Source organism: Polaromonas sp. CG_9.5, from assembly GCF_035984465.1.
Lineage (GTDB): Bacteria > Pseudomonadota > Gammaproteobacteria > Burkholderiales > Burkholderiaceae_C > Polaromonas.
In genome coordinates this window covers 25,190-50,238 of sequence record NZ_JAXCHR010000021.1, presented here as the reverse complement: position 1 = coordinate 50,238, position 25,049 = coordinate 25,190, and the positions used below count along the sequence as shown (strand labels likewise).

At 62.4% G+C, this 25,049-nt stretch carries 20 protein-coding genes, 1 pseudogene and 1 riboswitch; of the genes and pseudogenes, 11 read left to right on the top strand and 10 right to left on the bottom strand.

Features of this window, described 5'->3' with window-relative positions; all coding sequences use genetic code 11:
* The first annotated feature begins 1 nt into the window (after position 1).
* Entirely contained in the window at positions 2-1,297 is a 1,296-nt protein-coding gene (locus RCH06_RS14620; protein ID WP_327082199.1) for a DUF445 domain-containing protein, read from the top strand.
* Between the two features lie 136 nt (positions 1,298-1,433).
* On the opposite strand, the gene RCH06_RS14615 is transcribed toward RCH06_RS14620, so the two are convergent.
* Both RCH06_RS14615 and RCH06_RS14610 read right to left on the bottom strand, forming a co-directional pair.
* Positions 1,434-2,075, bottom strand: a complete 642-nt coding sequence (locus RCH06_RS14615) for an ABC transporter ATP-binding protein (protein ID WP_327082198.1) — start codon at positions 2,073-2,075, stop codon at positions 1,434-1,436.
* Between the two features lie 121 nt (positions 2,076-2,196).
* Positions 2,197-2,364, bottom strand: coding sequence for a hypothetical protein (locus RCH06_RS14610; protein ID WP_327082197.1), 168 nt, complete (start codon positions 2,362-2,364; stop codon positions 2,197-2,199).
* A gap of 125 nt (positions 2,365-2,489) precedes the next feature.
* Here RCH06_RS14610 and RCH06_RS14605 point away from each other — a divergent pair, with 125 nt between their 5' ends.
* Both RCH06_RS14605 and RCH06_RS14600 read left to right on the top strand, forming a co-directional pair.
* Positions 2,490-2,963 carry a glycine zipper family protein gene (locus tag RCH06_RS14605; protein ID WP_327082196.1) on the top strand — a complete coding sequence of 158 codons (474 nt, stop codon included), beginning with the start codon at positions 2,490-2,492 and terminating at the stop codon, positions 2,961-2,963.
* Between the two features lie 7 nt (positions 2,964-2,970).
* The gene (locus RCH06_RS14600; protein WP_327082195.1) at positions 2,971-3,549 is read left to right on the top strand and encodes an MOSC domain-containing protein; all 579 of its coding nucleotides are present in this window, start codon (positions 2,971-2,973) and stop codon (positions 3,547-3,549) included.
* Positions 3,550-3,720: 171 nt separating this feature from the next.
* On the opposite strand, the gene RCH06_RS14595 is transcribed toward RCH06_RS14600, so the two are convergent.
* Positions 3,721-4,923, bottom strand: a complete 1,203-nt coding sequence (locus RCH06_RS14595) for a threonine ammonia-lyase (RefSeq protein ID WP_327082194.1) — start codon at positions 4,921-4,923, stop codon at positions 3,721-3,723.
* Between the two features lie 210 nt (positions 4,924-5,133).
* On the opposite strand from RCH06_RS14595, the gene RCH06_RS14590 reads away from it, so the two are divergent.
* Positions 5,134-7,587, top strand: a complete 2,454-nt coding sequence (locus RCH06_RS14590; protein WP_327082193.1) for an ATP-binding protein — start codon at positions 5,134-5,136, stop codon at positions 7,585-7,587.
* A gap of 63 nt (positions 7,588-7,650) precedes the next feature.
* On the opposite strand, the pseudogene RCH06_RS14585 reads toward RCH06_RS14590, so the two are convergent.
* Together RCH06_RS14585 and RCH06_RS14580 are read right to left on the bottom strand one after the other, a co-directional pair.
* Positions 7,651-8,612: pseudogene (locus RCH06_RS14585) on the bottom strand (IS1595 family transposase).
* A gap of 160 nt (positions 8,613-8,772) precedes the next feature.
* Positions 8,773-9,534, bottom strand: a complete 762-nt coding sequence (locus tag RCH06_RS14580) for a 3-oxoacyl-ACP reductase (RefSeq protein ID WP_327082192.1) — start codon at positions 9,532-9,534, stop codon at positions 8,773-8,775.
* A gap of 608 nt (positions 9,535-10,142) precedes the next feature.
* Here RCH06_RS14580 and RCH06_RS14570 point away from each other — a divergent pair.
* From RCH06_RS14570 to RCH06_RS14560, 3 genes are read left to right on the top strand one after another with little or no spacing between them, the layout of a single operon-like run.
* Positions 10,143-10,313 carry a DUF2256 domain-containing protein gene (locus RCH06_RS14570; RefSeq protein WP_327082191.1) on the top strand — a complete coding sequence of 57 codons (171 nt, stop codon included), beginning with the start codon at positions 10,143-10,145 and terminating at the stop codon, positions 10,311-10,313.
* Positions 10,310-11,629, top strand: coding sequence for a DASH family cryptochrome (locus RCH06_RS14565; protein ID WP_327082190.1), 1,320 nt, complete (start codon positions 10,310-10,312; stop codon positions 11,627-11,629). The genes RCH06_RS14570 and RCH06_RS14565 overlap by 4 nt, the downstream gene beginning before the upstream one ends.
* Positions 11,626-11,763 carry a hypothetical protein gene (locus tag RCH06_RS14560; protein WP_327082189.1) on the top strand — a complete coding sequence of 46 codons (138 nt, stop codon included), beginning with the start codon at positions 11,626-11,628 and terminating at the stop codon, positions 11,761-11,763. Before RCH06_RS14565 ends, RCH06_RS14560 begins: the two co-directional genes overlap by 4 nt.
* Before the next feature lie 371 nt (positions 11,764-12,134).
* Here RCH06_RS14560 and recQ read toward each other — a convergent pair whose 3' ends face one another.
* Entirely contained in the window at positions 12,135-14,102 is a 1,968-nt protein-coding gene (recQ, locus tag RCH06_RS14555; RefSeq protein ID WP_327082188.1) for a DNA helicase RecQ, read from the bottom strand.
* A 262-nt stretch (positions 14,103-14,364) separates the two neighbouring features.
* Between recQ and RCH06_RS14550 the strand changes: the two genes are divergently transcribed.
* Positions 14,365-15,441, top strand: a complete 1,077-nt coding sequence (locus RCH06_RS14550) for a homocysteine S-methyltransferase family protein (RefSeq protein WP_327082187.1) — start codon at positions 14,365-14,367, stop codon at positions 15,439-15,441.
* Positions 15,442-15,520: 79 nt separating this feature from the next.
* Here RCH06_RS14550 and RCH06_RS14545 read toward each other — a convergent pair whose 3' ends face one another.
* Positions 15,521-16,105, bottom strand: coding sequence for a cyclic nucleotide-binding domain-containing protein (locus tag RCH06_RS14545; RefSeq protein WP_327082186.1), 585 nt, complete (start codon positions 16,103-16,105; stop codon positions 15,521-15,523).
* Between the two features lie 66 nt (positions 16,106-16,171).
* Positions 16,172-16,264, top strand: a riboswitch (S-adenosyl-L-homocysteine riboswitch).
* 14 nt (positions 16,265-16,278) lie between these two features.
* On the opposite strand from RCH06_RS14545, the gene metH reads away from it, so the two are divergent.
* Both metH and RCH06_RS14535 read left to right on the top strand, forming a co-directional pair.
* Positions 16,279-19,098: a methionine synthase gene (gene metH / locus RCH06_RS14540; RefSeq protein WP_327082185.1), complete on the top strand. Its 2,820-nt coding sequence runs from the start codon at positions 16,279-16,281 to the stop codon at positions 19,096-19,098.
* A gap of 228 nt (positions 19,099-19,326) precedes the next feature.
* A complete protein-coding gene (locus RCH06_RS14535; RefSeq protein ID WP_327082184.1) occupies positions 19,327-20,664 on the top strand; it encodes an HdeD family acid-resistance protein in 1,338 nt (445 codons plus the stop codon).
* Positions 20,665-20,689: 25 nt separating this feature from the next.
* On the opposite strand, the gene RCH06_RS14530 is transcribed toward RCH06_RS14535, so the two are convergent.
* From RCH06_RS14530 to RCH06_RS14520, 3 genes are read right to left on the bottom strand one after another with little or no spacing between them, the layout of a single operon-like run.
* Complete coding sequence (locus tag RCH06_RS14530) at positions 20,690-21,673, bottom strand: Bug family tripartite tricarboxylate transporter substrate binding protein (protein WP_327082183.1); 984 nt, start codon at positions 21,671-21,673, stop codon at positions 20,690-20,692.
* Positions 21,674-21,709: 36 nt separating this feature from the next.
* On the bottom strand, positions 21,710-22,609 hold the full coding sequence (locus RCH06_RS14525; protein WP_327082182.1) for an NAD(P)-dependent oxidoreductase: 900 nt from the start codon (positions 22,607-22,609) through the stop codon (positions 21,710-21,712).
* A 51-nt stretch (positions 22,610-22,660) separates the two neighbouring features.
* Positions 22,661-24,097, bottom strand: a complete 1,437-nt coding sequence (locus tag RCH06_RS14520; RefSeq protein WP_327082181.1) for an aldehyde dehydrogenase — start codon at positions 24,095-24,097, stop codon at positions 22,661-22,663.
* 220 nt (positions 24,098-24,317) lie between these two features.
* Between RCH06_RS14520 and RCH06_RS14515 the strand changes: the two genes are divergently transcribed.
* On the top strand, positions 24,318-25,010 hold the full coding sequence (locus tag RCH06_RS14515) for a GntR family transcriptional regulator (RefSeq protein ID WP_327082180.1): 693 nt from the start codon (positions 24,318-24,320) through the stop codon (positions 25,008-25,010).
* Positions 25,011-25,049: the final 39 nt, after the last annotated feature.

Sequence of the window (25,049 nt, the reverse complement as noted above, 5' to 3'; positions counted from 1 at the left end):
CATGAACCTGCCTGCCTCATCCGATTTACGCGATCCACGCGCTGCGCGGCTCCAGCGTGCGAAATGGTTTGCCGTGGGGCTGCTGCTGCTGGCCTTGAGCGGGCTGGCGCTGGCGCACTTCATGGGCAGCCAGGGCGGCTGGGGCTGGCTGCGGGCGGTTTGCGAGGCTTCTGCCGTCGGCGCGATTGCCGACTGGTTTGCCGTCGTGGCGCTGTTTCGTCATCCGCTGGGGCTGAAGATCCCGCACACCGCCATCATTCCGAAAGCCAAAGACCGCATCGCCGACGGCCTGGCCGAGTTCGTCCGCGACCATTTTCTGGACCCGGCGACGATTCTGGCCAAAATCGCCGCGCTCGACCCGGCGCGCCGCTTGGGGCAATGGCTGGTTGACCCGCAGCGCCTGCCGTTCTGGGTGCGCCAGGTGCAGGGCTGGGCGCGCGGCCTGCTCGAAACCTTTGACGACCAGCGGCTGCAAAAAGCCGCGCTGGAGCTGGTCGTGGCGCAACTGCACCGCTGGAATGCCGCGCCCACCGCCGGCGACGTGCTGGGCCTGCTGACCCAGAATGGTCGCCACCACGAACTGCTCGATGCCAGTTTGCACAAGCTGTCGGGATACTTGCTGGAGGACGAGGTCAAGGCCAAGGTAGCGCAGCTGATGCTCAAGCATGCGCGCAAAGAGTGGCCCAAGATTATCGGCACGCTCGAGCTGGTGGCCAACGTGACCGAACTGGCCGACAACCTGGCCGACAAGCTCAGCGCCTCGATGCTGGACGAACTGCGCGACGTGCTGGCCCAGCGCGAGCACCCGGTGCGGCTGCAGTACGAGGCGTGGCTCACCGCCTTTGTCGAGCGGCTGCGCACCGACCCGGCGCTGATCGCCTCGGTGCAGCAACTGAAGGAAAAAGCCCTCACCGATCCGGCCGTGCAGGCCTACGCGGCGTCACTGTGGCGCGACATCAAGCAGCTGCTGCAGCAAGACCTGGCGCGTGACAATTCCACCGTTGCCGACTACGTGGAACGCGGGCTGCGCGCCATCGGCCGCCGGCTGGAGGCTGACACCCCCCTGCGCGACTCGCTCAATGAGCATCTGCTGGCCGCCGCCGGCAATCTGGCGACCGATTTGCGCGCCACCGTCACCACGCACATCGCCCAGACTGTCAAGGCCTGGGACGACGAGCAACTGGTGCGCCAGCTCGAACTCAGCGTTGGCCGCGACCTGCAGTTCATCCGCATCAACGGCACCCTCGTCGGCGGCCTGATCGGGCTGCTGATGCACGCGGTGGGGGTGTTTGGCTAGCGGCAGGCAGCGGTCATGCCGCGTTTCACGCAGGCCGAGGCCTGACTGGCTCAATCAAATTTTGCTACTAAATAAATAGCTGCTTGCGCCCGTCCAGCCTGCACGAGTGGCCTGTTTGGCCATAAATTGCCGTTTTTCAGCCGCCCAGCGTGACTACGCCGGCCAGCGTCACGTCTTCGGGAGCTTCGTAATCCGCCAGCACCCAGGCCCGGTCTGGGCTGCGGCTGGCGTGTTGCAGCACTTGCAGCAGGTAGTCGATGGACGGCCGATCCAGCGCCATGAAGGGCTGGTCCAGCAAGGTAACTGCCGCGCCAGACGCCAGCACCGCCGCCATCAAGACCTTGCGCCGGGTGCCGCTCGACATCATGTAAAGCGCCTTGTCCAGATGCGGTGTCAGGCTAAGGCCCTGAATATGCGCCTGCAATGCGTTTGCGTCGAAACCGGGGTGATTGGCTGGAAAGTCTTTGAAGATTTGCCAGGCGGTGTGTTGGTCCAGTGCAGCATCGCGCGGGTCAAACCAGGCGACTTGTTGTAGGTAAGCCGGGCGGTTTTCTGTCAGAGAAATCCCGTTTATTTGCAGGTTTGCGTTCGAGCCGGCCACCGGCAGCGCGCCTGCCAGCAAGCGCAGCAAGGTGGTTTTTCCGCTGCTTTCGTCACCGCTCACGAGCGTCACGCCGGGCAGGAGCTTGATCGAAAGCTGGTCGAACAGCAGCGGCGCGGGCGGCGGGAAATAGCTGAACGACAGCGCGTCGGCTTTCAAAATGGGCAGGGCGTGCATCGGCGTTTGGGTTGGTTTGGGGCCAGTTTTTAAGGGCCGCTGTCCACGGGCGGGGCCACGAAAAAAGTCCGCACGGCGCGGACTTTTTTCAGAGCAACGGGCCGTGACGCCCGAAAGTCAATCAAGCCAGATAAACGGCGATGAACGCCAGCAGGAAAATCAGTACACCGCCTGCTACCGGCAGCACCACCGGCATCATGTGAACGATGGAGTCGACCACGTCCGGTTCAATTTCCGGGGCAGCGCTGTTGGGGATGGTGTGGGTCGTGGGATTGGCGGAGGGTGTCATTGGGAGGTTCCTGAAATGCGGCAAAAACTTTGGCGAGTTTACCTTTTTGACGCGCCGGCCAGCCGGCCTGGGCCGCATGTCCTTATGCGCTAACCTTGGCGCCTAGCTGTTTGTGGAGGCAACTCATGAAATTTTCGATCCGGTTTTCCCCGGTTTTTTCGCTGTGTGTCGGCGCGGCGGCGTTGGCGCTGCTGGCCGGTTGCGCCAGCAGCGGCGCGGGCAGTGCGTCGGCCCGGCCCGTGCTTTACCCGAATGCCACGCTGAACCGTGTCGGTGACGCGCAAGGCCGCATGGAAGTGAGCGCCTGCCTGTCGCGCGCGCAGGCGTCGGGCTTGAGCCCGTCGCAAAACAACAACGAAGTGGGTCGCCGTGCCGGAGAAGGCGCTGCGGTGGCCGGCGTGGCCTCGGCCATCGGGGCGCTGATTACCGGGCGCGGTACTGAAGGCCTGCTGCGCGCCGGCGCAACGGGCGCTGCCGTGGGCGGCTCGGCCGGTGCGGTGTCAGGTGCCTTTCACAATGACAAGCCCAACGGCGTCTACCGCAGCTTCGTGCAGCGTTGCCTGAGCGAAAAAGGCTTTGACGTGATTGGCTGGAACTGAACCCGCCATGCCGCAGCTTCTTTCGGTCCAGGTCGGGGTGGCGCGCCGCACCAGAATCGGCGAGCGCAACATCCTGACGGCGTATGGCAAGCAACCCGTGGCGCAGGCCGTGCCGGTGTTGCCGCTGGGGTTGATGGGCGACGAGCAGGCCGATTTGTCAATTCACGGCGGGCTGGAAAAAGCCGTTTATGCCTATCCTTCCGAGCATTACGCCTTTTGGCAAGCGGCGCGGGGCGAAGCCGGTTTGAGCGGCATCGACGACAGCTTGCCGCCCGGCAGCCTGGGCGAAAACCTGACGCTTGCGGGCTTGCTGGAAACCGGCGTCTGGGCCGGCGACGTGTTGAAGTTCCCCCATTGCGAACTGCGCGTAACACTGCCGCGCGAGCCCTGCTACAAATTCAACGCCGCGATGGGCTTTGCGCGGGCTTCAAAACTGATGGCGCAAACCGGCTTTTGCGGCTTTTACCTGGCGGTGAAAACGCCGGGAACACTGCGTGCCGGCGATGCGTTTGACGTGGTTACGGGCCGGCGCGGCGTCGGCATTCCAGCGCTGTTTGCCGCCAAGCTGTCGAAGCACCTGCGCTAACGGTCGTTGTCGCGAAATCTACCTCGGCCTTTGCGCATGGCACGCACGGTGAATCACAGTTTTTGCTACTGAATCAATAGCTGGCTGCGCATGCCAGACGTGCGCCATAGCCCTGTTTGATGCATAAATCAGCTTGAACCGCCAAAAACCAGTGCGCAATCGCCCATCGGCTCAGTGCTGCTCTTCGGCCTCGAAGCCGGCCGCGCGCAAGGCCTGCAGCACCAGCTCGATATGCGGCCGACCGCGCGTTTGCAGCACCAGTTCAATTTCGACGTTCTGCGCTGCCAGCATGGTGAAGGCGCGCTGGTGATGGACTTCTTCAATGTTCGCGCCGGCGTCGGCCACGGTGGCGGTGATTTTGGCCAGCGAGCCGGGAATGTCACGCGCCCCGACGCGGATGCGCGCCAGCCGTCCGGCGCGCACCATGCCGCGCTCGATGATGGCGGCCAGCAGCAGCGGGTCGATATTGCCGCCGCACAGCACCAGCCCGACCTTCAGGCCGGCAAAGCGCGCCGGGTATTTCAGCAGCGCCGCCAGTCCGGCCGCGCCCGCGCCTTCGACCAGGGTTTTTTCAATTTCCAGCAACATCACCATGGCCTGCTCGATGTCGCCTTCGTCGACCAGTAGCAAGTCATCGACCCGCTGGGCAATGATGGCTTGCGCAAACACACCTGGCGTGCCCACGGCAATGCCGTCTGCAATCGTGCTGCTGCCCTGGGGATGCGCCGTGCCCTTGATGGCGTTGACCATGCCCGGAAAGCGCGAGGTTTGCACGCCGATGATTTCAATGCCCGGCTTCAGCGCCTTGGCCGCCGTGGCCATGCCGGCAATCAGCCCGCCGCCGCCCACGGCCACCACCAGTACCTCCAGGTCGGGCACGGCATGCAGCATTTCCAGCCCCACCGTGCCCTGGCCGGCAATCACGGCTTCATCGTCGTAGGGATGGACAAACACCAGGCCCTCGCGTTCGGCCAGCAGCAAAGCATGCGCGCGCGACGCGTCCAGCGTGTCGCCGTGCAGCACCACCTCCGCGCCAAAGCCGCGCGTGCGCTCAATCTTCACGCCTGGCGTGAAACGCGGCATGACGATGACGGCGCGAATGCCCAGGCGCTGCGCGTGATAAGCCACGCCCTGCGCATGGTTGCCGGCGCTCATGGCAATTACGCCGCGCCGGCGCTCGGCTTCAGTCAGTTGCGACAGCTTGTTGCACGCGCCGCGTTCCTTGAAAGACGCGGTGTATTGCAGGTTTTCAAACTTCAGGTAAATTTGCGCCCCGGTCAGCTGCGAGAGCGTTTTCGATTCAACGCAAGGCGTGTCGAGCAGATGGCCGTGCAGGCGCTGGGCGGCTTGTTCAATATCGGTCAGGCTGAGCATGGATTTCCTTTGGCGGCGAAGGTGGGGCGGCAAGCCCGCCATTCTCTACGCCTTTGACCGGTGTAAAGCTGCCAAATGCGGCAGAGCCGGCTTGAATAAGTGTCTTCCATGAGGCGGGTGCTTGCGTTATGGTGAAGGCTGATCGAGATCATAAAAAAAGCAAAGCAGGCGAGGAGGGGGATACGTGGTTGAAAGACTGGAGAGTTGTCCATGAACAAGCGTTCACTTGTCGAGCATCCGCAGCAGTGGCTGCTGTCCCCCGCGCTGAAAGACGCGCCGGTGCTGGACCTGATGTGCTCGCATTTTGTGCTCAGCCTGGCCGCCCGCCAGGGTGCCAAGTTCAATGTGCGGCGCGACCTGACCAGCCTGCTGTCGCTGTCGGGTCGGCACCTGGTCTGGCCCTTGCCGGCGTTTCAGCGCCTGCGCGAATTTTTGGGCCGCCGCTGCAAAGGCAACGAGTTCTGGCAAGACCACGAAACCCTGAGCGACGCCGACTTCATGGCGCGTCATGGCGTCTGGCGCGGCCCCTACGAGGAAGGCACGCTGTTCTTCTACCTCGACGAGCATGCCAAAGACCAGCCCAAGGATTTGCTGTCGGTGCTCAGCGCCACCGGCGACTGGCTGACGCTGGCGCTGAAAAAGCAGTCCACGCTGGTTGAGAAAAATATCGAATCGCTGGCCAGTTTGCTGCAGCTCAACCGCGCCGAGCGCGCGCTGCTGCTGTACGGCACGCTGGCGCGCTACCAGCGCGATTTGCGCTCGCTGCTGGTCGAGTTCAAGGTCAACAATGCGCCCGAAGCCTACGCGGCGATTGCCGATGTCGCCGGCGTCAAGGCGCCCGAAGTGGCCGAAGCGCTGCGGCCCGGCTCGCGGCTGGAACGCATTGGCATGGTCGAAAACCTGATTTCCGAGCACAACATCACCGACCTGGCCGACCTGATGAAAGTCAGCGAAAAACTGCCGCCGGTGTTGATGCGCAAATACCGTGATCAAAGCGAGCTGATGGCGGTTTTCACCCGGCCCGCGACCCGCAGCCAGCTGGGCCTGGCCGACTTTGCCTTTGTGCAGGACGACGCGCAGGTGCTGGTGTCGCTGCTGCGCCATGCGGTGGCGGCCAAAGAGCAGGGCGTCAATGTGCTGCTGTACGGCCCGCCCGGCACCGGCAAAACCGAGCTGGCCAAGGTGGTGGCGCAGGCCGCTGGGCTGGACTTGTTCGAGGTCGAATATGCCGACCGCGACGGCAATTCGCTGAGCGGACGCGACCGCTACCGCTCACTGCAAATCGCCCAGGTGTTCCTCAAGGGCAGCATGCATTCGGCACTGCTGTTTGACGAGGTTGAAGACGTTTTTCCGCCAATTTCCAGCGAAGCCGCGCAGCTGATGGCGCGCTCCGAGCAACTGAGCGCGCCCGGCAGCCATTCGGTCAGCGGCAAGGCCTGGGTCAACCAGATTCTCGAATCCAACCCCGTGCCCACGCTGTGGGTGACCAACCGCATCGAGCAGATCGACCCGGCGTTTCGCCGCCGCTTTGCCTATCACCTGGAACTGCGTTCGCCGCCGCCCGGCGCGCGCGAAGGCATTGTGCGCAAGACGCTTGAAGGCGTGCAGGTCAGCGATGCCTTCGTCGCCCGGCTCACCGCCCGCAAGGGCCTGACGCCGGCGCAAATCCGCACCGCAGTGCGCTTTGCCCGGCTGGCCAGCGCGCCTGATACAGGTTTGGACACGCCCATGAGCATTCAGCCGGGCGTAGGGGCTCTTTCTTCACCAGTTGGGGCCGCGGGACCGGCTTCGCCGGACCGCAGGCGCAGCGCCCCCTCGGGGGGCAGCGAACCACACGAAGTGGGGAGCGTGGGGGCTTCTGTCATCGAGTCGCTGATCGAGCGCCAGCTGAAAAACGCCGACGTGGCGCTGGGCAACAAGGCCGAAGCCTCGGGCCGGCGCAACGTCACAACCTATGACCTGGCGATGCTCAATGTCGAATCGCGGTTTGAGATTGCGCGCATCGTGCAGGCGCTCAAAAGCCGGGGCCACGGCAGCCTGTGCTTCTACGGCCCGCCCGGCACTGGCAAGACCGCGCTGGCCGAGCACATCGCCCAGGCGCTGGAGCAGCCGTTGCTGATCAAGCAGGCCAGCGACCTGATGAGCAAGTACGTCGGCGAGACCGAGCAGAAGATGGCCGCCATGTTCCGCGAAGCCGAGGCCGAAAAAGCCGTGCTGCTGCTCGACGAGGCCGACAGCTTCCTGCAAGACCGGCGCGGCGCGCAGCGCACTTATGAAGTGACGGAAGTCAACGAAATGCTGCAAGGCATGGAGCGCTACGCCGGCATTTTCATCTGCACCACCAATCTGCTGGAAAGCCTGGACCAGGCGGCACTGCGACGCTTCACCTTCAAGATCAGGTTCATGCCGCTGACTAGCGCGCAGCGCGAAACGATGTTCGTGACGGAAGCGCTGGCGGGTGATGCCGCCTTGCTCACGCCGCCTCTGCAAAAAAGACTCAACCAGCTGACGCAGCTGTGCCCAGGCGACTTTGCGGCGGTCAAGCGGCAGGGGGTGATTCTGGACACAGCGTTGTCGGCAGAGGAGTTTTTGGTTCAGTTGGAGGCCGAGCACCGCATCAAGCCCGAGGTGCGGGAAGGGCGGGCCATGGGGTTCATGCGGTAGCGTTTGCTATTAAAAAAATAGCTGCATGCGCCCGTACTTATTGCGCTACGACACTAAATTAGGCTATGTCTGAATTAGCTGTTGCGACCGAGCCCTTCCCAGCGCTTCACGCAAGCAATCGGCCGTTGAGAGGGTGTTGCGATAGCGCTCCAGCATGCGTCGCCAGCCCAGATAGCTTTGCAGGTACCGGGTGGCAACTCCGTGAAAGCGCCGCATCCAGCCCTTGAGGCGGCTGTCGTAGGCGTTGACGTTCTGGATATGAAAAGCACCCTGCACAACGCGAATGCCTTGCTGCACGTTGATCGGGCGATGGGTGATGCCTGTCTGGCGGGCAAAGCTTGGTACACGTGCGCCCCGTCCGTGCACAGGATGGCATCCTTGTCGATCAACGGCTCAAGCACGGCGGCGATGTGCGGGGCGTCCAGCTTGTCCAGCACAAAGTCGGCCGTTTGACCGCTGCGATCGCGCACGACCAGCACGGCAATGTGCTCCCACTTCGCGCCCACCCCGCCGCGTTTGCGTGCAGGCCGGGGTAGTTTGCGTTGGCCCTTGAAGGATTGCAAAAAGAACGTCTCGTCGGCTTCGACAATCCCGCCTTCGTGCTCGGCGCGGTGCGCTCCAGGCGCTTTGACAAAGCGGTGACGCCACAAAAAGGCGGTGTTTTTATCCACCCCGCAGCGCCGGGCCGCCTGGCGAACGCTCAGGCCCTCCATCAACGCTTGGGCGTAAGTGGTCCATTGTTCGCGTTTGCGCAAGCGCGCCAAAGGTGTGCCCGTGAGGGAATTGCTGGTTTTATGACAAGCGCGGCAGCGCAGGCGCGCCAGCCCATGACTGAATCCCCAAGGCTGGAGTTGCCCGGCCGGCGCCTGGCAGTGTGGGCATGCGCCGGGGCCGGGCAATGCTTGGGCCACGGCGCTGATAGGCGGGTGCGCCATCTCCTCCAAAGCACTTCGCACCCGTGCGCGTTGCCCTTGCGTGAGAAGCCCGAGTTGGCGTAAAAGCTGCACAAAGTCGCTCTTGACCATCTTGCACCTCCTTGTCTACAGAGTGAAGTTCACTTTAGGCGCTCACAGCTGGCCTTGCAACAGCTAATTCAGACATAGCCCTAAATTAGTAGGGCTAATGGGGTCAGATTCCAATTAACGCCTCTGACCGCCACGCTCCTCATTCCCCCTGCGTGCTTTTTCAGCCCTTCACCAGCCCGCAGTCCACCACCAGGTTTTGCCCGGTCACGGCGCGCGCCCAAGGCGAGAGGAAGAACAGCACCGCGTCGGCAAACTCGTCCGGCGTGGTCACGCGGCGCAGCGGGGTCATGCTGGCGATCAGGTCAAACACCGCTTCGGGCGTGGCGCGGCTGGCGTCGGTGGTGCGCAGCAAGCCGCCCGAGACCATGTTCACGGTAATGCCGTGCGGCCCCAGGTCGTGCGCTGCGGTGCGCGTGAGCGACAGCAGGGCGGCCTTGGCGGCGGTGTAGTCGTGATAAGGCACTACCGGGTTTTGGAACAGGTTGGTGCCCACGTTCACGATGCGGCCAAAGCCTTGCCCGCGCATGCCGGGCAGCGCGGCCTGAAGGGTGTTGAGCGCGCCTTTCACGGCACCGTCGATTTGCTGCGCAAAGCGTTCCCAGGCAATGTCGCCAATTTGCGGGCGGGCGTCGCCGTCAAACTGAAACTGCACCAGCGCGTTGTTCACCACGGCGCTGATGGGCTGGCCGGTGCGCTCGTGCGCTTGCGCAAACAGGCGCTGCACGGCGGCGGCGTCGGTTACGTCGGCCTGAATGGCGATAGCGCGCGGGCCAATTTCTTGCACCAGCGCCTCGGCTGCGGCCTGGCTGCGGTGGTAGTTGATGACCACGCCCGCACCCTCGCGCGCCAGCGCCCGCGTGATGGACTGCCCCAGACCGCGCGCGCCGCCGGTCACCAAAACCCATTGTTCTGCTAACACCATGTATGAAACTTCCCTGTGTGTGAATCGCGAGTGTGAATAAACCGCTGTGCCGTCTTTTGCTTTAGCGCCCACTGGCCTGGCCTTTGGGGACTCCGTGCCGCTGGTGACGCTATGCCATCGCCAGGTCACGAATTGGCCTGAATTGACTGACCAGCCCGTTTTTATCAAACCGTATCGGGCACAGGCGCGCGCCCAGTGCAGCCGGCTGCAGTTGTACCAGATCAACCCGTCGACAGATTTGCCCTGCGTCTGGGGCTGATTCGCCACGGCCTGGTGCGGCCTGGCGCGGCTTGCTGGCAATGCGATAAATGCTATTGAATAAATAGCTGACTATGCCCGTACCTTATGCACAAGCGCCGTATTTGTCGATATTTTTCATGTTTATCCGATTAAATGGAACGCTGATCTTTATTCCTACAAGGCGCCATGCACCCGGAGATGCGCCTGACATGCCGGTGCTGTGCTGCACGCAATTTTTTAAAGCCACTTACCATCGTTGTAATGGCATATGGCGCGCACGTTGCGCATTCACGCTAGCCCGCTTTTTCCACAAACTGCCCTCAGCGGCGCAGGCCGCTTGGGCCTTCTTTTGAATCGAGTCACACACCATGCGAATGCGCAAAAAATCCGACCTGCCGCAAAAGATCTGCCAGCACTGCGGCCGGCCCTTTGCCTGGCGAAAAAAGTGGCAGAAGGTCTGGGACGAGGTGCTGTACTGCTCTGACCGCTGCCGCAGCGAACGCAAGGGCGCAAAAGCCGCACCGTCGGCATCAATATGAAAGCAGTGCTTTACTGGTTTCGCAGCGACTTGCGCCTGCACGACCAGCCTGCGCTGGCGCAAGCCATTGCGCTGGCAACGCAGCAGGGCGCAACGCTGCTGCCGCTGTATTGCCACGCGCCTGATGCGTTGACGCGCTGGGGCTTTGAGCGCGTTGGCCCGCACCGCCGGGCGTTTGTAAGTGACACGCTGGCGTGCCTGTCGGCGCAGTTGGCGGCGCGTGGCAGCCGCTTGCTGCAATGCACGGGCGACGCGTTAGTGGTGTTGCCGGCGCTGGTGAAAGCGCTGGGCGGCACGGACAAATGCACTGTTGTTTGCGAAGCCATTGCTGCCCCCGAAGAACAAGCCGAAGTCGCCGCCCTGCGTGCGCAAGGCCTGACGGTGCAAACCGTGTGGCAGTCAAGCTTGTTGCACCCGGACGACTTGCCCTTCGCGCCCGCAGACCTGCCGGCGGTGTTTACCGCGTTTCGCAACGCCGTCGAGCGCGCGCAGGTGCAGCCGCGTGCGCCACTGCCCGTGCCAATTGCCTTGCCCACTATGCCCGCCTTGCCACCCGAACACCTTGGGTCTGCAGGGCTGCGCACGCCACCCGTCGCCCCTGCGCAAGCGGTTTGCGATGAACGCTCGTCTTTTCCTTATGGCGTCCCGGCCTTTGCTGGCGGCGAAGTGGCCGCCCTGGCCCATCTCACGCAGTACCTGGCGCGCAAACTGCCGCACAGCTACAAGCAGACCCGCAACGGCTTGACCGGCGTGGATTACTCCAGCAAGTTCTCGCCCTGGCTGGCGACGGGCGCGCTGTCAGCCCGGCAGGTAATGGCACATCTGCGCCAGTTTGAAGCCGACCATGGCGCCAACGACGGCAGCTACTGGCTATGGTTTGAGTTGCTGTGGCGCGACTACTTTCGGCTGTTGCATCTGCAGTACGGGCGCGCGTTGTACCGTGCGCGCGGGCTGTTAGACCAGCCGCTGACCGCGCACAACACGCAAGGTTTTAAACGCTGGTGCGGGGGTCAAACCGGCGAGCCGCTGGTCGATGCCGCCCTGCGCGAGCTGGCCACCACGGGCTACCTGAGCAACCGTCTGCGCCAGGTGGCGGCCAGCTACCTTGTCTACGACCTGCACGGCGACTGGCGCGCAGGCGCAGCGTGGTTCGAGCACTGCCTGCTCGACTACGACCCCTACAGCAACCAGGGCAACTGGCTCTACATTGCCGGGCGCGGCACCGACCCGCGCGGCGGACGGCGCTTTAACCCGCAAAAGCAGACCCAAGACCACGACGCCGACGGCAGCTACCGCCGCCTGTGGAGCGCCGCATGAGCGCCCCGGCAAGCACCCTGCGCCTGCTGCTGGGCGACCAGCTCAACCCCGAACATCCGTGGTTTGGCAGCGTGGACGCGGGCGTCCTGGCCTGGCGCACCCGCTGCGCCGCCAGGCACGCCCCCGATATATGACCACAGCGCGTTGTGGCGCTGCATCATTGCGGCTGGCATGAAGAATTTTGGCAACCCGCAGGCAGCGGCCTGCTGGCCACCCAATCCTGCGTCAGCAGCGCCGCTTGCATCGACCGCATGCGCGCCTATTGCAAAGGCTGCCGCTACGAAAAAAAAGCTGGAAACCGGCGAGCGCGCCTGTCCGTTCAACGCACTGTATCGGGACTTTTTTGCGCGTAACCAGGCGACCTTGGGTAACAACTTTCGGCTGGGCAGGATGTATCGGTAGCTGGAAAAAATGCAGAGCGCGCCGTTAGAAGCGCTGCGCGGGCAGGCTGGGGCGGTGCTGGGGCGGCTGGAAACTTTGTGAGCCAATCGGCTACAGCCTGGGCTTAACCCAGCCAGTCCGGCGCCTGCAAACCCACGTCGCCTTGCGGCCCATCAAAATCGCCTTCGGCGCACACCCGCAACACCTCAGCCCCATAGGCCTGCAGCTTTTTCACGCCCATGCCGCTGATACCTTCCAGGTCGTGCAGGCTTTGCGGTGACTGCTCGGCAATGGCGCGCAGCGTGGCGTCATGAAAAATCACGAAGGCTGGCAGGTTGTGTTCGCGCGCCACGTCGGCACGCCAGGCTTTCAGGCGCGCCAGCCTTTCCAGCGCGCCGGCGTTCAGCGTGGCTTCGGCCATGCCTTTGGCTGATGTTTTCTTCGCTGATGTTTTGCTGCCGCGCCGGGTGCGCTCGGTTTTGGTACTGACGGCCTGCTGGCGCAGCAGCACGCTGACTTCGCCCTTGAGCACGCCGCGCGCGTCGGGCAGCAGTTGCAGCGTGTTAAAGCTGTTGCCGCTGGCGCTGTGCATCAGCGTGCTGCCGACCAGATTGCTGGCGATCAGGTGGCGCAGCACGCCGCGCCACTGCGGCTCTGACAAATCTGCGCCAATGCCAAAGGTGCTGAGTTGGTCGTGGCCGTACTGGGTGATTTTGTCGTTGGGCTTGCCGCGCAAAATGTCGATGAGGTGCCCGGTGCCAAACGAGATGCCGCTGGCTTGCTGCACACGGTAAAGACAACTGAGCAGCTTGCGCGCCGCCTCGGTCGCGTCCCAGACGGCGGGCGGCGTCAAGCAGTTGTCGCAGTTGCCGCACGGCTGGCTGGCCTCGCCAAAGTAGCCCAGCAAACTGACACGGCGGCAGCGCGTGCCTTCGGCCAGCGTCAAGAGCGCATCCAGCTTGCCGCGCATCACGGCCTTGAATTCTTCGCTGGCGACTTCGCTGGTGTCGATCATGCGGCGCTGGTTGACTACGTCCTGTAGGCCATAGACCATCCATGCGTCGGCGCTCAAGCCGTCACGGCCGGCGCGGCCGGTTTCCTGGTAATAGCCTTCGATGTTTTTCGGCATGTCCAGATGCGCCACAAAGCGCACGTCGGGCTTGTCAATGCCCATGCCAAAGGCAATCGTCGCCACCATCACGCAGCCGTCTTCGCGCAAAAAGCGGTCTTGCCGCTGCTGGCGCAGCTTGGCGTCCAGCCCGGCGTGATAAGCCATCGCCTTGATGCCGGCGGCCTCCAGCATGCTGGCGATTTCTTCCACGCGTTTGCGCGACTGGCAATAGACGATGCCCGCTTCGCCGTCATGTTCGGTCTGGATGAAGCGCAGCAACTGGCGCGTGGCATCCACTTTTTCCACGATGGTGTAGCGGATGTTGGGCCGGTCAAAGCTGCTGACAAACGCGCGTGCGTCCTCTAACTTGAGCCGCTCGACCATGTCCTGCCGCGTTAGCGCGTCCGCTGTGGCCGTCAGCGCCATGCGCGGCACGTCGGGAAATGTCTCGTGCAGCAAGCTCAAGCTGCGGTATTCAGGCCGGAAGTCGTGGCCCCACTGGCTGACGCAATGCGCTTCGTCAATCGCAAACAGGCTCAGCAGCCCGCGTTCGTGCAAAGACGCCAGCAGGCCCTTCATGCGCGGCGTGTTGATGCGCTCGGGTGCGGCATAAAGCAGCGTCAGTTCATTACGCAGCAACTGCTTTTCCAGCGCGCTGCTTTCCTCGTAAGTCTGGGTGGAATTGAGGAACGCCGCCGAAACGCCAGCTTCCAGCAGCGCGCCAACCTGGTCGTGCATCAGCGCAATCAGCGGCGAAATGACGATGGTCACGCCGTGGCCGGCGTTTTGCCGCACGATGGCCGGAATCTGGTAACACAGCGACTTGCCGCCGCCCGTCGGCATCAAGACCAGCGCGTCGCCGCCCGCCACCACATGCTCAACGATGGCTTGCTGCGGACCGCGAAAGTCGCTGTAGCCAAAGACCTGGCCAAGCACGTCCAGCGGCGTGGGCTGGGGCGAAGAAAGGGGCAAATTGGACAAGGGCGGGCCAGACAGTGAGCGTTGGTGATAAGTTTTAAATGCTATGAAATAAATAGCTGTCTGCGCAGGTCAGCCGTGCGCAATACCCATTTTTTATCAATATTCTTGCGAATGAGCACTTGAGCGTGCCTGCATACAGGCTTGTCTTGCGTCATTCGCATCGGATTGCCGGCCCCGAACGGCTTGGCTCAAACGCCAGCAGGCTATTGCCGTATTGTCAGGGAAAGTCAAAGTCCATGAACCCCGTCCTAAAATGCATGCCATGAAGCCGACACCCTACACCCGCGCCGCCCAACTCCCCGCCCTGTTGGCGCAACGAATTTTGATTCTTGACGGCGCGATGGGCACGATGATCCAGCGCTTCAAACTGACCGAAGCGCAGTACCGGGGTGCCGGGTACGCTGGGCCTGGCGGCCAGCTTGAGCGTTTCAAGGACTTTCACAAGGACGTGAAAGGCAACAACGAGTTGCTCAGCTTGACGCGGCCTGACGTAATCCGCGATATTCATGAAGGCTATCTGGCCGCTGGTGCCGACCTGATTGAAACCAACACTTTTGGCGCCACCACGATTGCCCAGGCTGACTACGACATGGCCGAGCTGGCGGTCGAGATGAACTACGAATCGGCCCGCATCGCGCGGCTGGCTTGCGACAAGTTTTCAACGCCGGACAAGCCGCGCTTTGTTGTCGGCGCGCTCGGCCCGACGCCCAAGACCGCCAGCATCAGCCCCGACGTGAACGACGCCGGTGCGCGCAACACCAGTTTTGAGGAACTGCGAAAAGCCTATTACGAGCAGACTGAAGCGCTGGTCAGGGGCGGCAGCGATATTTTGCTGGTCGAGACGATTTTTGACACGCTCAACGCCAAGGCCGCGCTGTTTGCGATTGACGAGTATTTCGACAATTCCGGCGAGCGCCTGCCGCTGATCATCAGCGGCACGGTGACCGATGCGTCAGGACGGATTCTGAGCGGCCAGACGGTGACGGCTTTCTGGCACAGCGTTCGCCACGCCGAGCCGCTGGCCGTCGGCCTGAATTGCGCGCTGGGCGCAGCCCTCATGCGCCCCTACATTCAGGAACTGGCCAAGGCCGCACCCGACACCTTCATCAGCTGCTACCCCAACGCCGGCCTGCCCAACCCGATGAGCGACACCGGCTTTGACGAAACGCCCGACGTGACGTCGCGCCTGCTGCAGGAGTTTGCCGCCGAAGGGCTGGTCAATATCGTGGGCGGCTGCTGCGGCACCACGCCGGATCACATTCAGGCAATTGCCCATGCGGTGGCGCCAGTGGCGTCGCGTCCGGTGGCTTCCCGGTTTTTTTACCGCGAAGCGGCTTGACCCGGTCAGGCTGACTCAGGCCTCTTCGCTCATTTCACGGGTTCTGTTGTGGGACGCGGTGACAAGCCGGCCCATCCCTTCAGTCCACGAAGCGTGAGCCGATTTCCTGCTCCATCGCCTGCGTCAACTGCACGTACATCTTGAGCTTGTCGGTCACCTCGCGCAAGCGCACGCCGATGCGCAGCGAGATGCCCAGTAGCAGCTTGGCAGCAATGGCCGGTTCTTCGTGCATCAGCAAGTCAAGTGATTCGCGCGTCAACATGGCGGCAAGCAGCGGCGTGGCGGCTACGCACGACGCATAACGCGCTTTGCCGTCAAGCAGCCCCAACTCGCCAATCAGGTTGCCCGGCCCCAGCACGGTGATGACGATGGATTCAGTACGCCCCACCACCAGCGCTTCAATCGTCACTTCGCCGTCGATCAGCAGCAGCATGAAGCTGGTGTCTTGCGCGTCGCCTTCGCGGATCAGGACGGTGCCTTTTTCGACCATTTGGGGCTGCATGTAGCGCACCACCACGCGCGCTTCCCGCAGCGTCAGCTGCATGAGCGCGGTCGGGGCAATCAACAATTCAGCCGCCAGATCGGCCGAGCTGGAGCCTTCGGCTTCGTCAGTCGCCTGGCTGTCATGCGCAAAGGGGTTTTTCTTGAAAAAGTTGTTTAGCATGGAGAGACTTGGGGAGATTTGACGGCGCGCCTGCTGCATGCCGGCTTTGGTGCTTAAAATCCAGCTTAACTCAAGGAGCGTTGCAGCAAGACTCATGTTTTGTCAGGCTTGGGTAAACAGGGCGTAAAACGCTCTTTTTAGCAACGACGCTCACCTTTATTCCAAGGTGAGTCATGTCCGCAGTTCAATTGCCCCCCCAAATTTCGCCCATGAAGCTGTCCGGCCTGGAGCCGGTCATGATTGGCGCCGATTCCCTGTTCGTCAACATCGGCGAGCGTACCAATGTCACGGGTTCCAAAGCGTTTGCCCGAATGATTTTGAATGGCGACTTTGAAGCCGCGCTGGCCGTGGCCCGCCAGCAGGTCGAAAACGGCGCGCAAATCATCGACATCAACATGGACGAGGCCATGCTCGACAGCCAGGCGGCGATGGTGCGTTTCCTGAACCTGATCGCCGGCGAGCCCGACATTGCGCGCGTGCCCATCATGATTGACAGCTCCAAATGGAGCGTGATTGAAGCCGGGCTGCGCTGCATTCAGGGCAAGGGCATCGTCAATTCAATCTCGATGAAAGAGGGCGTGGACGCCTTCAAGCACCAGGCCAAACTGCTCAAGCGCTATGGCGCAGCCGCCGTCGTCATGGCGTTTGATGAAAAAGGCCAGGCAGACACCTACCAGCGCAAGATCGAGATTTGCGAACGCGCCTACCGCGTGCTGGTCGATGAGATCGGTTTTTCGCCCGAAGACATCATTTTTGATCCCAACATCTTTGCCATTGCCACCGGCATCGACGAGCACAACAACTACGCCGTCGACTTCATCAACGCCACCCGCTGGATCAAGCAGAACCTGCCGGGGGCCAAGGTGTCGGGCGGCGTGTCCAACGTGTCGTTCAGCTTTCGTGGCAACGACCCGGTACGCGAAGCCATTCACACGGTATTTTTGTACCACGCGATCCAGGCCGGTATGGACATGGGCATTGTCAACGCCGGCATGATGGGCGTGTACGACGAGCTGGAGCCGGTGCTGCGCGAGCGCGTCGAAGACGTGGTGCTGAACCGCCAGCCCGTCTACAAAGACGGCGAAGAACATCTCACGCCCGGCGAGCGCTTGATCGAAGTCGCCGAAACCGCCAAGAGCGGCGCGCGCGACGACAGCAAAAAGTACGAGTGGCGCGCGTTGCCGATACGCCAGCGCCTGTCGCACGCGCTGGTGCATGGCAACAACGAGTTCATCACCGAAGACACCGAAGAGATGTACCAGGCGATTCTTGCCGAGAAGGGCCGGCCGCTGCACGTCATCGAAGGCCCGCTGATGGACGGCATGAACGTTGTTGGCGACCTGTTTGGCCAGGGCAAGATGTTCTTGCCGCAGGTGGTCAAAAGCGCCCGCGTCATGAAGCAGGCCGTGGCGCATTTGCTGCCCTACATTGAGGCCGAAAAGCTGCTCATGCAGGCTGCTGGCGGCGATGTGAAAACCAAGGGCAAGATCATCATTGCCACCGTCAAGGGCGACGTGCATGACATTGGCAAGAACATCGTCACCGTGGTCTTGCAGTGCAATAACTTTGAGGTGGTGAACATGGGCGTGATGGTGCCGTGCCACGAGATTTTGGCGCTGGCCAAGGCTGAAGGCGCTGACATCGTTGGATTGAGCGGCCTGATCACGCCGAGCCTGGAGGAAATGCAGTACGTCGCCAGCGAGATGCAAAAAGACGACCATTTCCGCCTGAACAATATTCCTCTGCTGATTGGTGGCGCGACCTGCAGCCGCGTGCATACGGCGGTGAAGATTTCGCCGCACTACGAAGGCCCGGTGGTGTATGTGCCCGATGCGTCGCGCAGCGTGAGCGTGGCGCAAGGCTTGCTGTCTGACCAGGCGGCTAAGTACATCGAAGAGGTGAAGGCCGACTACGAAAAAGTGCGCATCCAGCATGCCAACAAAAAGCAGGTGCCGATGTGGACACTGGCCAAGGCGCGCGCCAATGCCACGGTGATGGACTGGGCCAACTACACGCCGCCCGTGCCCAAATTCATTGGCCGGCGCGTGTTCAAGAACTTTGATCTGGCCGAGCTGGCCGAATACATCGACTGGGGCCCGTTCTTCCAGACCTGGGACTTGGCCGGGCCGTTTCCGGCTATTTTGAAAGACGAAGTGGTTGGCGCTGAAGCCGTGCGCGTTTATGCCGACGCCAAGCGCATGCTCAAGCGCCTGATCGAGGGCCGCTGGCTCACGGCCAGTGGCGTGATGGGTCTGTACCCGGCCAACAGCGTCGGCGACGACATCGAAATCTACACCGACGAAACCCGCACCGAAGTCGCCATGACCTGGCACGGCCTGCGCCAGCAGACTGAAAAAACCGCCGTTGACGGCGTGATGCGCCCCAGCCGCTGCCTGGCCGACTTTGTCGCGCCCAAGGTGCTGACTCCTGAATTGATAGCTGCTCGCGCCCATGCAGCATGCGCAAGCGGTAAAAATGACTCAAAAATTGCCGATTACATCGGTGTTTTTGCCGTCACCGCCGGGCTGGGGGCTGAAAAGAAGGAAAAGTATTTCCTGGACGACAACGACGACTATTCGTCGATCATGTTCAAGTCACTGGCCGACCGGCTGGCCGAAGCCTTTGCTGAGGCGCTGCACCAGCGCGTGCGCAAGGATTTGTGGGGTTACGTGCCCGCCGAGACGCTCGACAAAGACGCGATGATCGCCGAGAAATACCAGGGCATCCGCCCCGCGCCCGGCTACCCGGCCTGCCCGGATCACAGCGTGAAAAAAGACATGTTCGAGTTGCTTCATGCAGAAGACATCGGCATGGCGCTGACGGAAAGCCTGGCCATGACGCCAGCGGCCAGCGTCAGCGGTTTTTACCTCAGTCACCCCGACAGCAGCTACTTCAGCGTTGGAAAAATTGGCGATGACCAGGTGAAGGATTTGGCCGAGCGGCGCGGCGAGAAGGTTGACGTGTTGAGCCGGTTGCTGGCACCTAATCTGTAGCCACGGCGACTTTGCCGCCGGGTTCGCACCGAAGCGGCGCACCCGGTTAACGCGCGCGCAGACGCTGCCGCGCGCTGCAACCTTTGCCTGACAAAAATGCCCGTAGTGCCTGGCGCAGGGCTGCCTGCATCCGCCCACGACGCGGCACTAAACCCGCCTTCATTGACGCTTTGCCGTTATTATTTCTGCCAGCGACTCCGGCTGAAAAACAACTGCGAAGCACTCCCTATGTTCCGACTGGCCTTGATCCTTTTTGGCGGCGATACCCTGCTCAAACGCTGGCGGGTTTTTCTGGCGGCCGGGCTGTTGACCTTGCTGCTGGGCGCGGTGGTGCTGATTGATCTGGGCGACGGTGTGGCCGACATTGCCAGCTGGGTGTTTGGTGTCATTTTGCTGTTGCAGGGGCTGGTCGAGCTGGTGGTGGGCGCGACCCACACCGGCAGCCGTCGGCGGTTTGAGATGCTGCGTGGTTTCGTCATGGTGTTCATTGCCTGCCTGGTGCTGGACTTTCCCTGGGACAACGCCATTACGGCCGGTGTGCTGTTTGCCGTCGCCTTCACCCTCAACGGATTGATCCGCATTGCGTTCAGCCTGCTGGTGCGGCCGCCTGCGTGGCGCTTGTCGCTGGCCGTGGCCGGTGTTTATTGGGTCATGGCCGTGCTGCTGCTGACCCACTGGCCCTTGCGTGACGCGCTGAATGTGTCGTTTTGCATCGGGCTGGGGCTGCTGGCCGTGGGTTTCAGGCTGGTGCGTGGCGCCTGGCGGCTTAAAAGCCTGCCGCCGGGCTCACGCCTGGCCGCCATTGAGCTGTACCGCAACCGCCGCCCGTCCGATCAGAAGGCCGCGTCGGTTGCAGTGCCTGAATGGGTGGTGGGCCATCAGGAGCCGATGGTGGTGCATATCTGGCTGGCGGTGAACAAAATTCCTGACCGCATCCGCATGCCGTTTTTCGAGCATTACATCGTGGCTTTTTCGCGCAAGGGCGGCGCTTCTGCGGGACATGCCTCGATGGAATGCGGCAGCAGCCTGTACATCAGCCACCATCCGCTGGTGCCCTTGCGCGTGGCGCAGTCGGACTTCAAGCTGCGGGTGCGGGCCACGTCCGACAACGACGGCCCCGGCTTTTGGTCAGCGTCTTATCAAGACGAACTGCGCACCGGCGACCCTTCGACCGTGCGCATCCGTTTTCGGGTGTTCAACCGTGACTACCTGCACACCTTCTGGAGCGCCTACCGGCAAGACGCGACGTACAACCTGACCCACCGCAATTGCTCGGTGGCGGTCGTCGAGGCCATCGACGCCGGTGTGGAAGGCGTGTTTGCCGACAAGCCTTTCTGGCGCACATTGCTGCGCCTGGCGTTTCACCCCGACATGTGGCTGGCCGGCAGCGTCAGGGTGCGCGCCGACTCGATTGCCTGGACTCCCGGCCTGGCGATGGACTACGCCAGCGCCCTGCAACGCATCACCCATCCGCGCCGGGATTTGCGTTTGCGTCTGTGGCGGCGCTGGAAAAAATCGCGCAGGCGGCTGCGGCAAGCTGGCGCTGCCCTTAGTCCGCCACTGTGAGCGCTTGCTACCCACGACGGCTTGACTACTTCGCGTTATCAGACCAAGGCGTGGTTTTCCAGAGCGTGGTGAATTCAGTCGTGGCTTTGTCCAAGCGTGCTTTCCAGGCAGCGCCTTCGACGTAGTCCATTTCGGTGAACTGCTGCGCCATCTGCTTCTGGAACTCCGGGTCGGCAGCTATCGTACGCAGGGCTTCTGTCAGACGGCGTTGCACGTCGGCAGGAATGCCCGCAGGTGCCACGAGGCCGCGTTCAGAGTTAAACACCAGGTTCACGCCCTGTTCGGCAAAGCTGGGCACATCCGGTGCCAAACGCGAGCGCCCGGGACTGGCTTGGGCCAGCACGCGCACTTTGCCCACCGAAGGCATGACCTCGCCCAGGTTCATGCCGCCGATGACCACGTGCCCACCCATCACTGCGGTGCGCAGCGGGCCAGCGCCGTTGAAGGGTACGTGGTTCAGTTGCGTGCCTGTCAGGCGTTCAAACAGCACCATCGCCAGATGGTCGTCGGTGCCGACGCCGGTGGAGCCATAGCTGATCTGGCCGGGATTGGCTTTGGCATCCGCGACCAGATCGGCCAGCGACTTGTATTTGCTGGTCGCCAGCACACTGAAGGCGCTGGGGTCGCGCACCAAGTTGGCAATATAGGTGAAGCTGCTGTTTTTGAACTGGGTTTGGCGCTCAATGGGCAGCGTGACCAGGCCGGGCATGTTGGTCATGCCAAGGACGTAGCCGTCCGGGGCCGCCTTGGCCACGTAAGCCAGGCTGATTGCGCCGGATGCGCCAACCTTGTTGGTCACCACCACAGAAGCGCCCAGTTGTTTGCCCAAAAAAATGGCCAGGGTGCGGGCTGTGATGTCGGTGCCGCCGCCAGGGGCGAAGCCCACCACAATCTCAATGGGACGCTCGGGCCAGGCTGCCATGGCAGGCGCGCTGGCCAGCGTGAGGGCGCCCAGGGCCAGCACGAGGCTGCGACGGGTATGGAAAAAAATGTTTGAAAAACGGTTCATGTTGTCTCCTGGTAAATCAATGGATGCTTCGAAAAATCACGCAGCCTTGGCGGGCACAGTGGGGCAGCCCCAGTCGGCCCAGAGCTTGGCCACGGCGGCGTAGTCGTCACGGCCGTAACCGGCGGCGGCAGCCATGTCGTACACGCTGTGCGCGCCCTGGATGGCAAACAGCGGCACGCCCAAGGTCTGAGCCAGCTGCAGCGCCAGCACCGAATCCTTGCGCGCGGCGTCCAGCGGCATGCCGCCGGCATAGTCGTCCTGCACGATGCGCTCGGCATAGCGGTAGGTCAGCGGGCGGTGCAGGCCCATTTGCTTGTCGGACAGCAAGGCAATGAGTTTTTCGCAGCTCACGCCGCTGGCCGTGGCCAGCGCGCCGGCCTCGGCCACCACCACCATCACGGCGTGGGCCACGGCGTTGTTGATCACTTTGGCGGCAGCGCCCGCACCGCTTTCACCGAAATAGGTTTGCTTGGTGGCGATGGCGTCCAGCACCGGCTGGGCCTTGCGAATCGCGTCCTGCGAGCCGCCCAGTGCCAGCGAGGCGCTGCCCGCTTCCATTTGACTCACGCCGGCCATGATGGAGGCGTCCACCATGTCGATACCGTAGGGTGTCAGCAGCTTTTGCGCTGCGTGGATGTGTTCAGGGTTCACTGTGCTGGTCTCCAGCACCACGCTGCCTTTGGGCAGGTGCGGCGCGATTTGCGTGAGAACGGCTTGCGAGATCGTGGGATTGGGCAGGCACAGCACAACGATGTGGGTGTTGGCCAGGTCGGCGGGCGACTCAATAGCCGTGGCACCAAAACCGGCGTGGGCACGCTGCAGCGCAGCCTGGTCCAGATCAAATACCTGGGTGGAAAATTGGCTGCCGATGCGCTGGGCGACCGGAAAACCCATGTTGCCAAGGCCATAGATGGCCACTTTTGGGAGCTTGCTCATGGTGTGTCTTGAATTTGCGTGGTTGATTGATGAAGGGTGGGTGTTGGCGGCTTACTTGGCAACGGCCAGCGGCTGCTCGTGCAAGCCTAGGTAAATGCTCTTGACCTGTGCGTACAGGCGCAGGCCGTCAATGCCTTTTTCGCGGCCGATGCCGCTGTTTTTGAAGCCGCCAAACGGCGTGCTGGTGACGGACTGCTTGTAGGTGTTGATCCATACCGAGCCGGCTTCCAGTGCACGGCCAATGCGCCAGGCGCGCTTGAAGCTTTCGGTCCAGATGCCGCAGGCCAAGCCAAATGCCGTGCCATTAGCCTGGGCGATCAGGTCAGCCTCGTCCTTGAACGGCAGCGCCACAAGCACCGGGCCAAAAGCCTCTTCCTGACACGCCACTGCTTGCGGACCCAGACCGTCGATGACCGTGGGCAGGTAGAACGCGCCGTGGTCGTAGTCGCCGCCTGTGGGGGCTGCACCGCCACACAAAATGCGGCCGCCTTCAGCGCGTGCACGATCCACGAAAGCGGCCACTCGCTCACGGTGGTGAAACGAGGCCAGTGGGCCCATTTCCACGCCGTCTGCATCGGGCAGAGCCACGCGCAGGTTCTTGGCGCGCGTCACCACGGCACTCAGCACTTCGTCGTAGATGCTGGCGTCAATGAAAAGCCGCGAGCCTGCCACGCAGGACTGGCCCGCCGAGCCGAAGATGCCTGCCACCACGGCCGCCACAGCATGCTCCATGTCGGCATCGGCAAACACCACATGCGGTGACTTGCCGCCCAGCTCCAGTGCGGCGGGCACCAGGCGATCACCCGCCACCCGGGCGATAGCGCGGCCGGAGGTAGTGCCGCCAGTGAACGAAATCATGCGCACACCAGGGTGGGCGACCAGAGCCGCACCCACGTCAGCGCCGCGCCCTTGCACGACCTGCAGCAAGTCCTTGGGCAGGCCCGCAGCCAGTGCGATACGCGCCAGTTCGGGGGCCAGCAGAGGCGAGTCTTCCGAGGGTTTGAGTAGCACGGCGTTGCCCGCCGCAAGTGCGGGGGCGACCTTGGCGGCGTCGTTCATGAGAGGCGAGTTCCACGGCGTGATAGCTGCCACTACGCCAAACGGCTCCAGCACGGTGAACGACACATAGTCGCCACGGGATGGCGTCACGTCGCCTTCAATCGTTTCGCAGACGCTGGCGTAGTAGCGGAACGTGCCAATGGCCGACTCCACCATGCCGCGGCATTCGCCCAGCGGTTTGCCGTTGTCCTGCATTTGCAGGTGAGCTAACGATTCCTTTTCGGCTAACAGTCCGTCGGCGATGGCATGCAGCACCAGCGCGCGCTTGTGGGGCAGCAGCGACTTCCAGCCAGAGTGGTGAAACGCGTGGTTGGCGCGCTCGACCGCTGCGTCCAGCTCGGGCAGTGTCGTGACGGCCACACGGGCAATTTCTGCCCCGGTGGCGGGGTTGATGCTGATGATTTCTTGAGCAGTGCTTGGCGATGTCATGGTGTGTCCTGAGGTCAATATGGCGCCAGTCTATGGAGCGAATTGCTGAAAAGCAATGAGCACGTTGTCGCCAATATTGGTGATAAAACTATCAATAATTCACCAGGATGGAGGTGGCGCTGACGCAGGGTTGAAATCTCTCAACAAGCCATCGCCACATCCTCAAACGGCTTTTTGCATTGCGCAGGCACGTAAAATATCGGCTTCAACTCCAATCACAATGAGCAATAACCGAACTTCCGGCGCCGCGTCGGGCGCGTTCCCGCATGCCGCTCTGCCGACACACGTCGCCGCTGTCATCGCGGCCATTGAGACCGACATCATTCGCGGGCGCATCCTGCCCCGCAACCGGTTGATTGAAGACCACCTGATGGAAGACTACGACGCCAAGCGCCATGTGGTGCGGTCGGCGTTGGTTGAGTTGCAGCGGCTGGGCGTGGTGGTCAAGCCGCCACATCTGGGTGCGCACCTGCGACGCTTTGACAACGAAAGCCTGAGCAACCTTTACTACTTTCGCGCCGTTGTGCACGGCGCGGCCGTGGCGGCGATGCATCTGCCGGTGGCGCCTGATCGCATGGCCGCCGTAGAAGCGGCAGCCCTGTCACATGCCGAAGCAGCAGCATCAGGCGACCTGATTGCAATCCATCGCACGAACATGGCTTTTCATCGCCTGTTCTATGGCCTGTGTGACAACCCCTACATTGAAGAATCAATCCGGCTGCACGATTGGCTCAGTTTTCCGGCACGGGCCTACGCCATTGCAGACGCGCAGGCGCTTGCGCAAGCATGCAGGGAACACGCGGCCATGGTTGACGCTCTGCATGCGTGTGACCGCCAGCAATTGGACAGGCTTGCTCTCGAACACATGGGGCGTGCGCGCGCCATTTATGTAGAGAAATTTCTAGTGCGCTGAATGACTGTCTGTTTTAAAAATCAGCGCAATTGAGAAGCT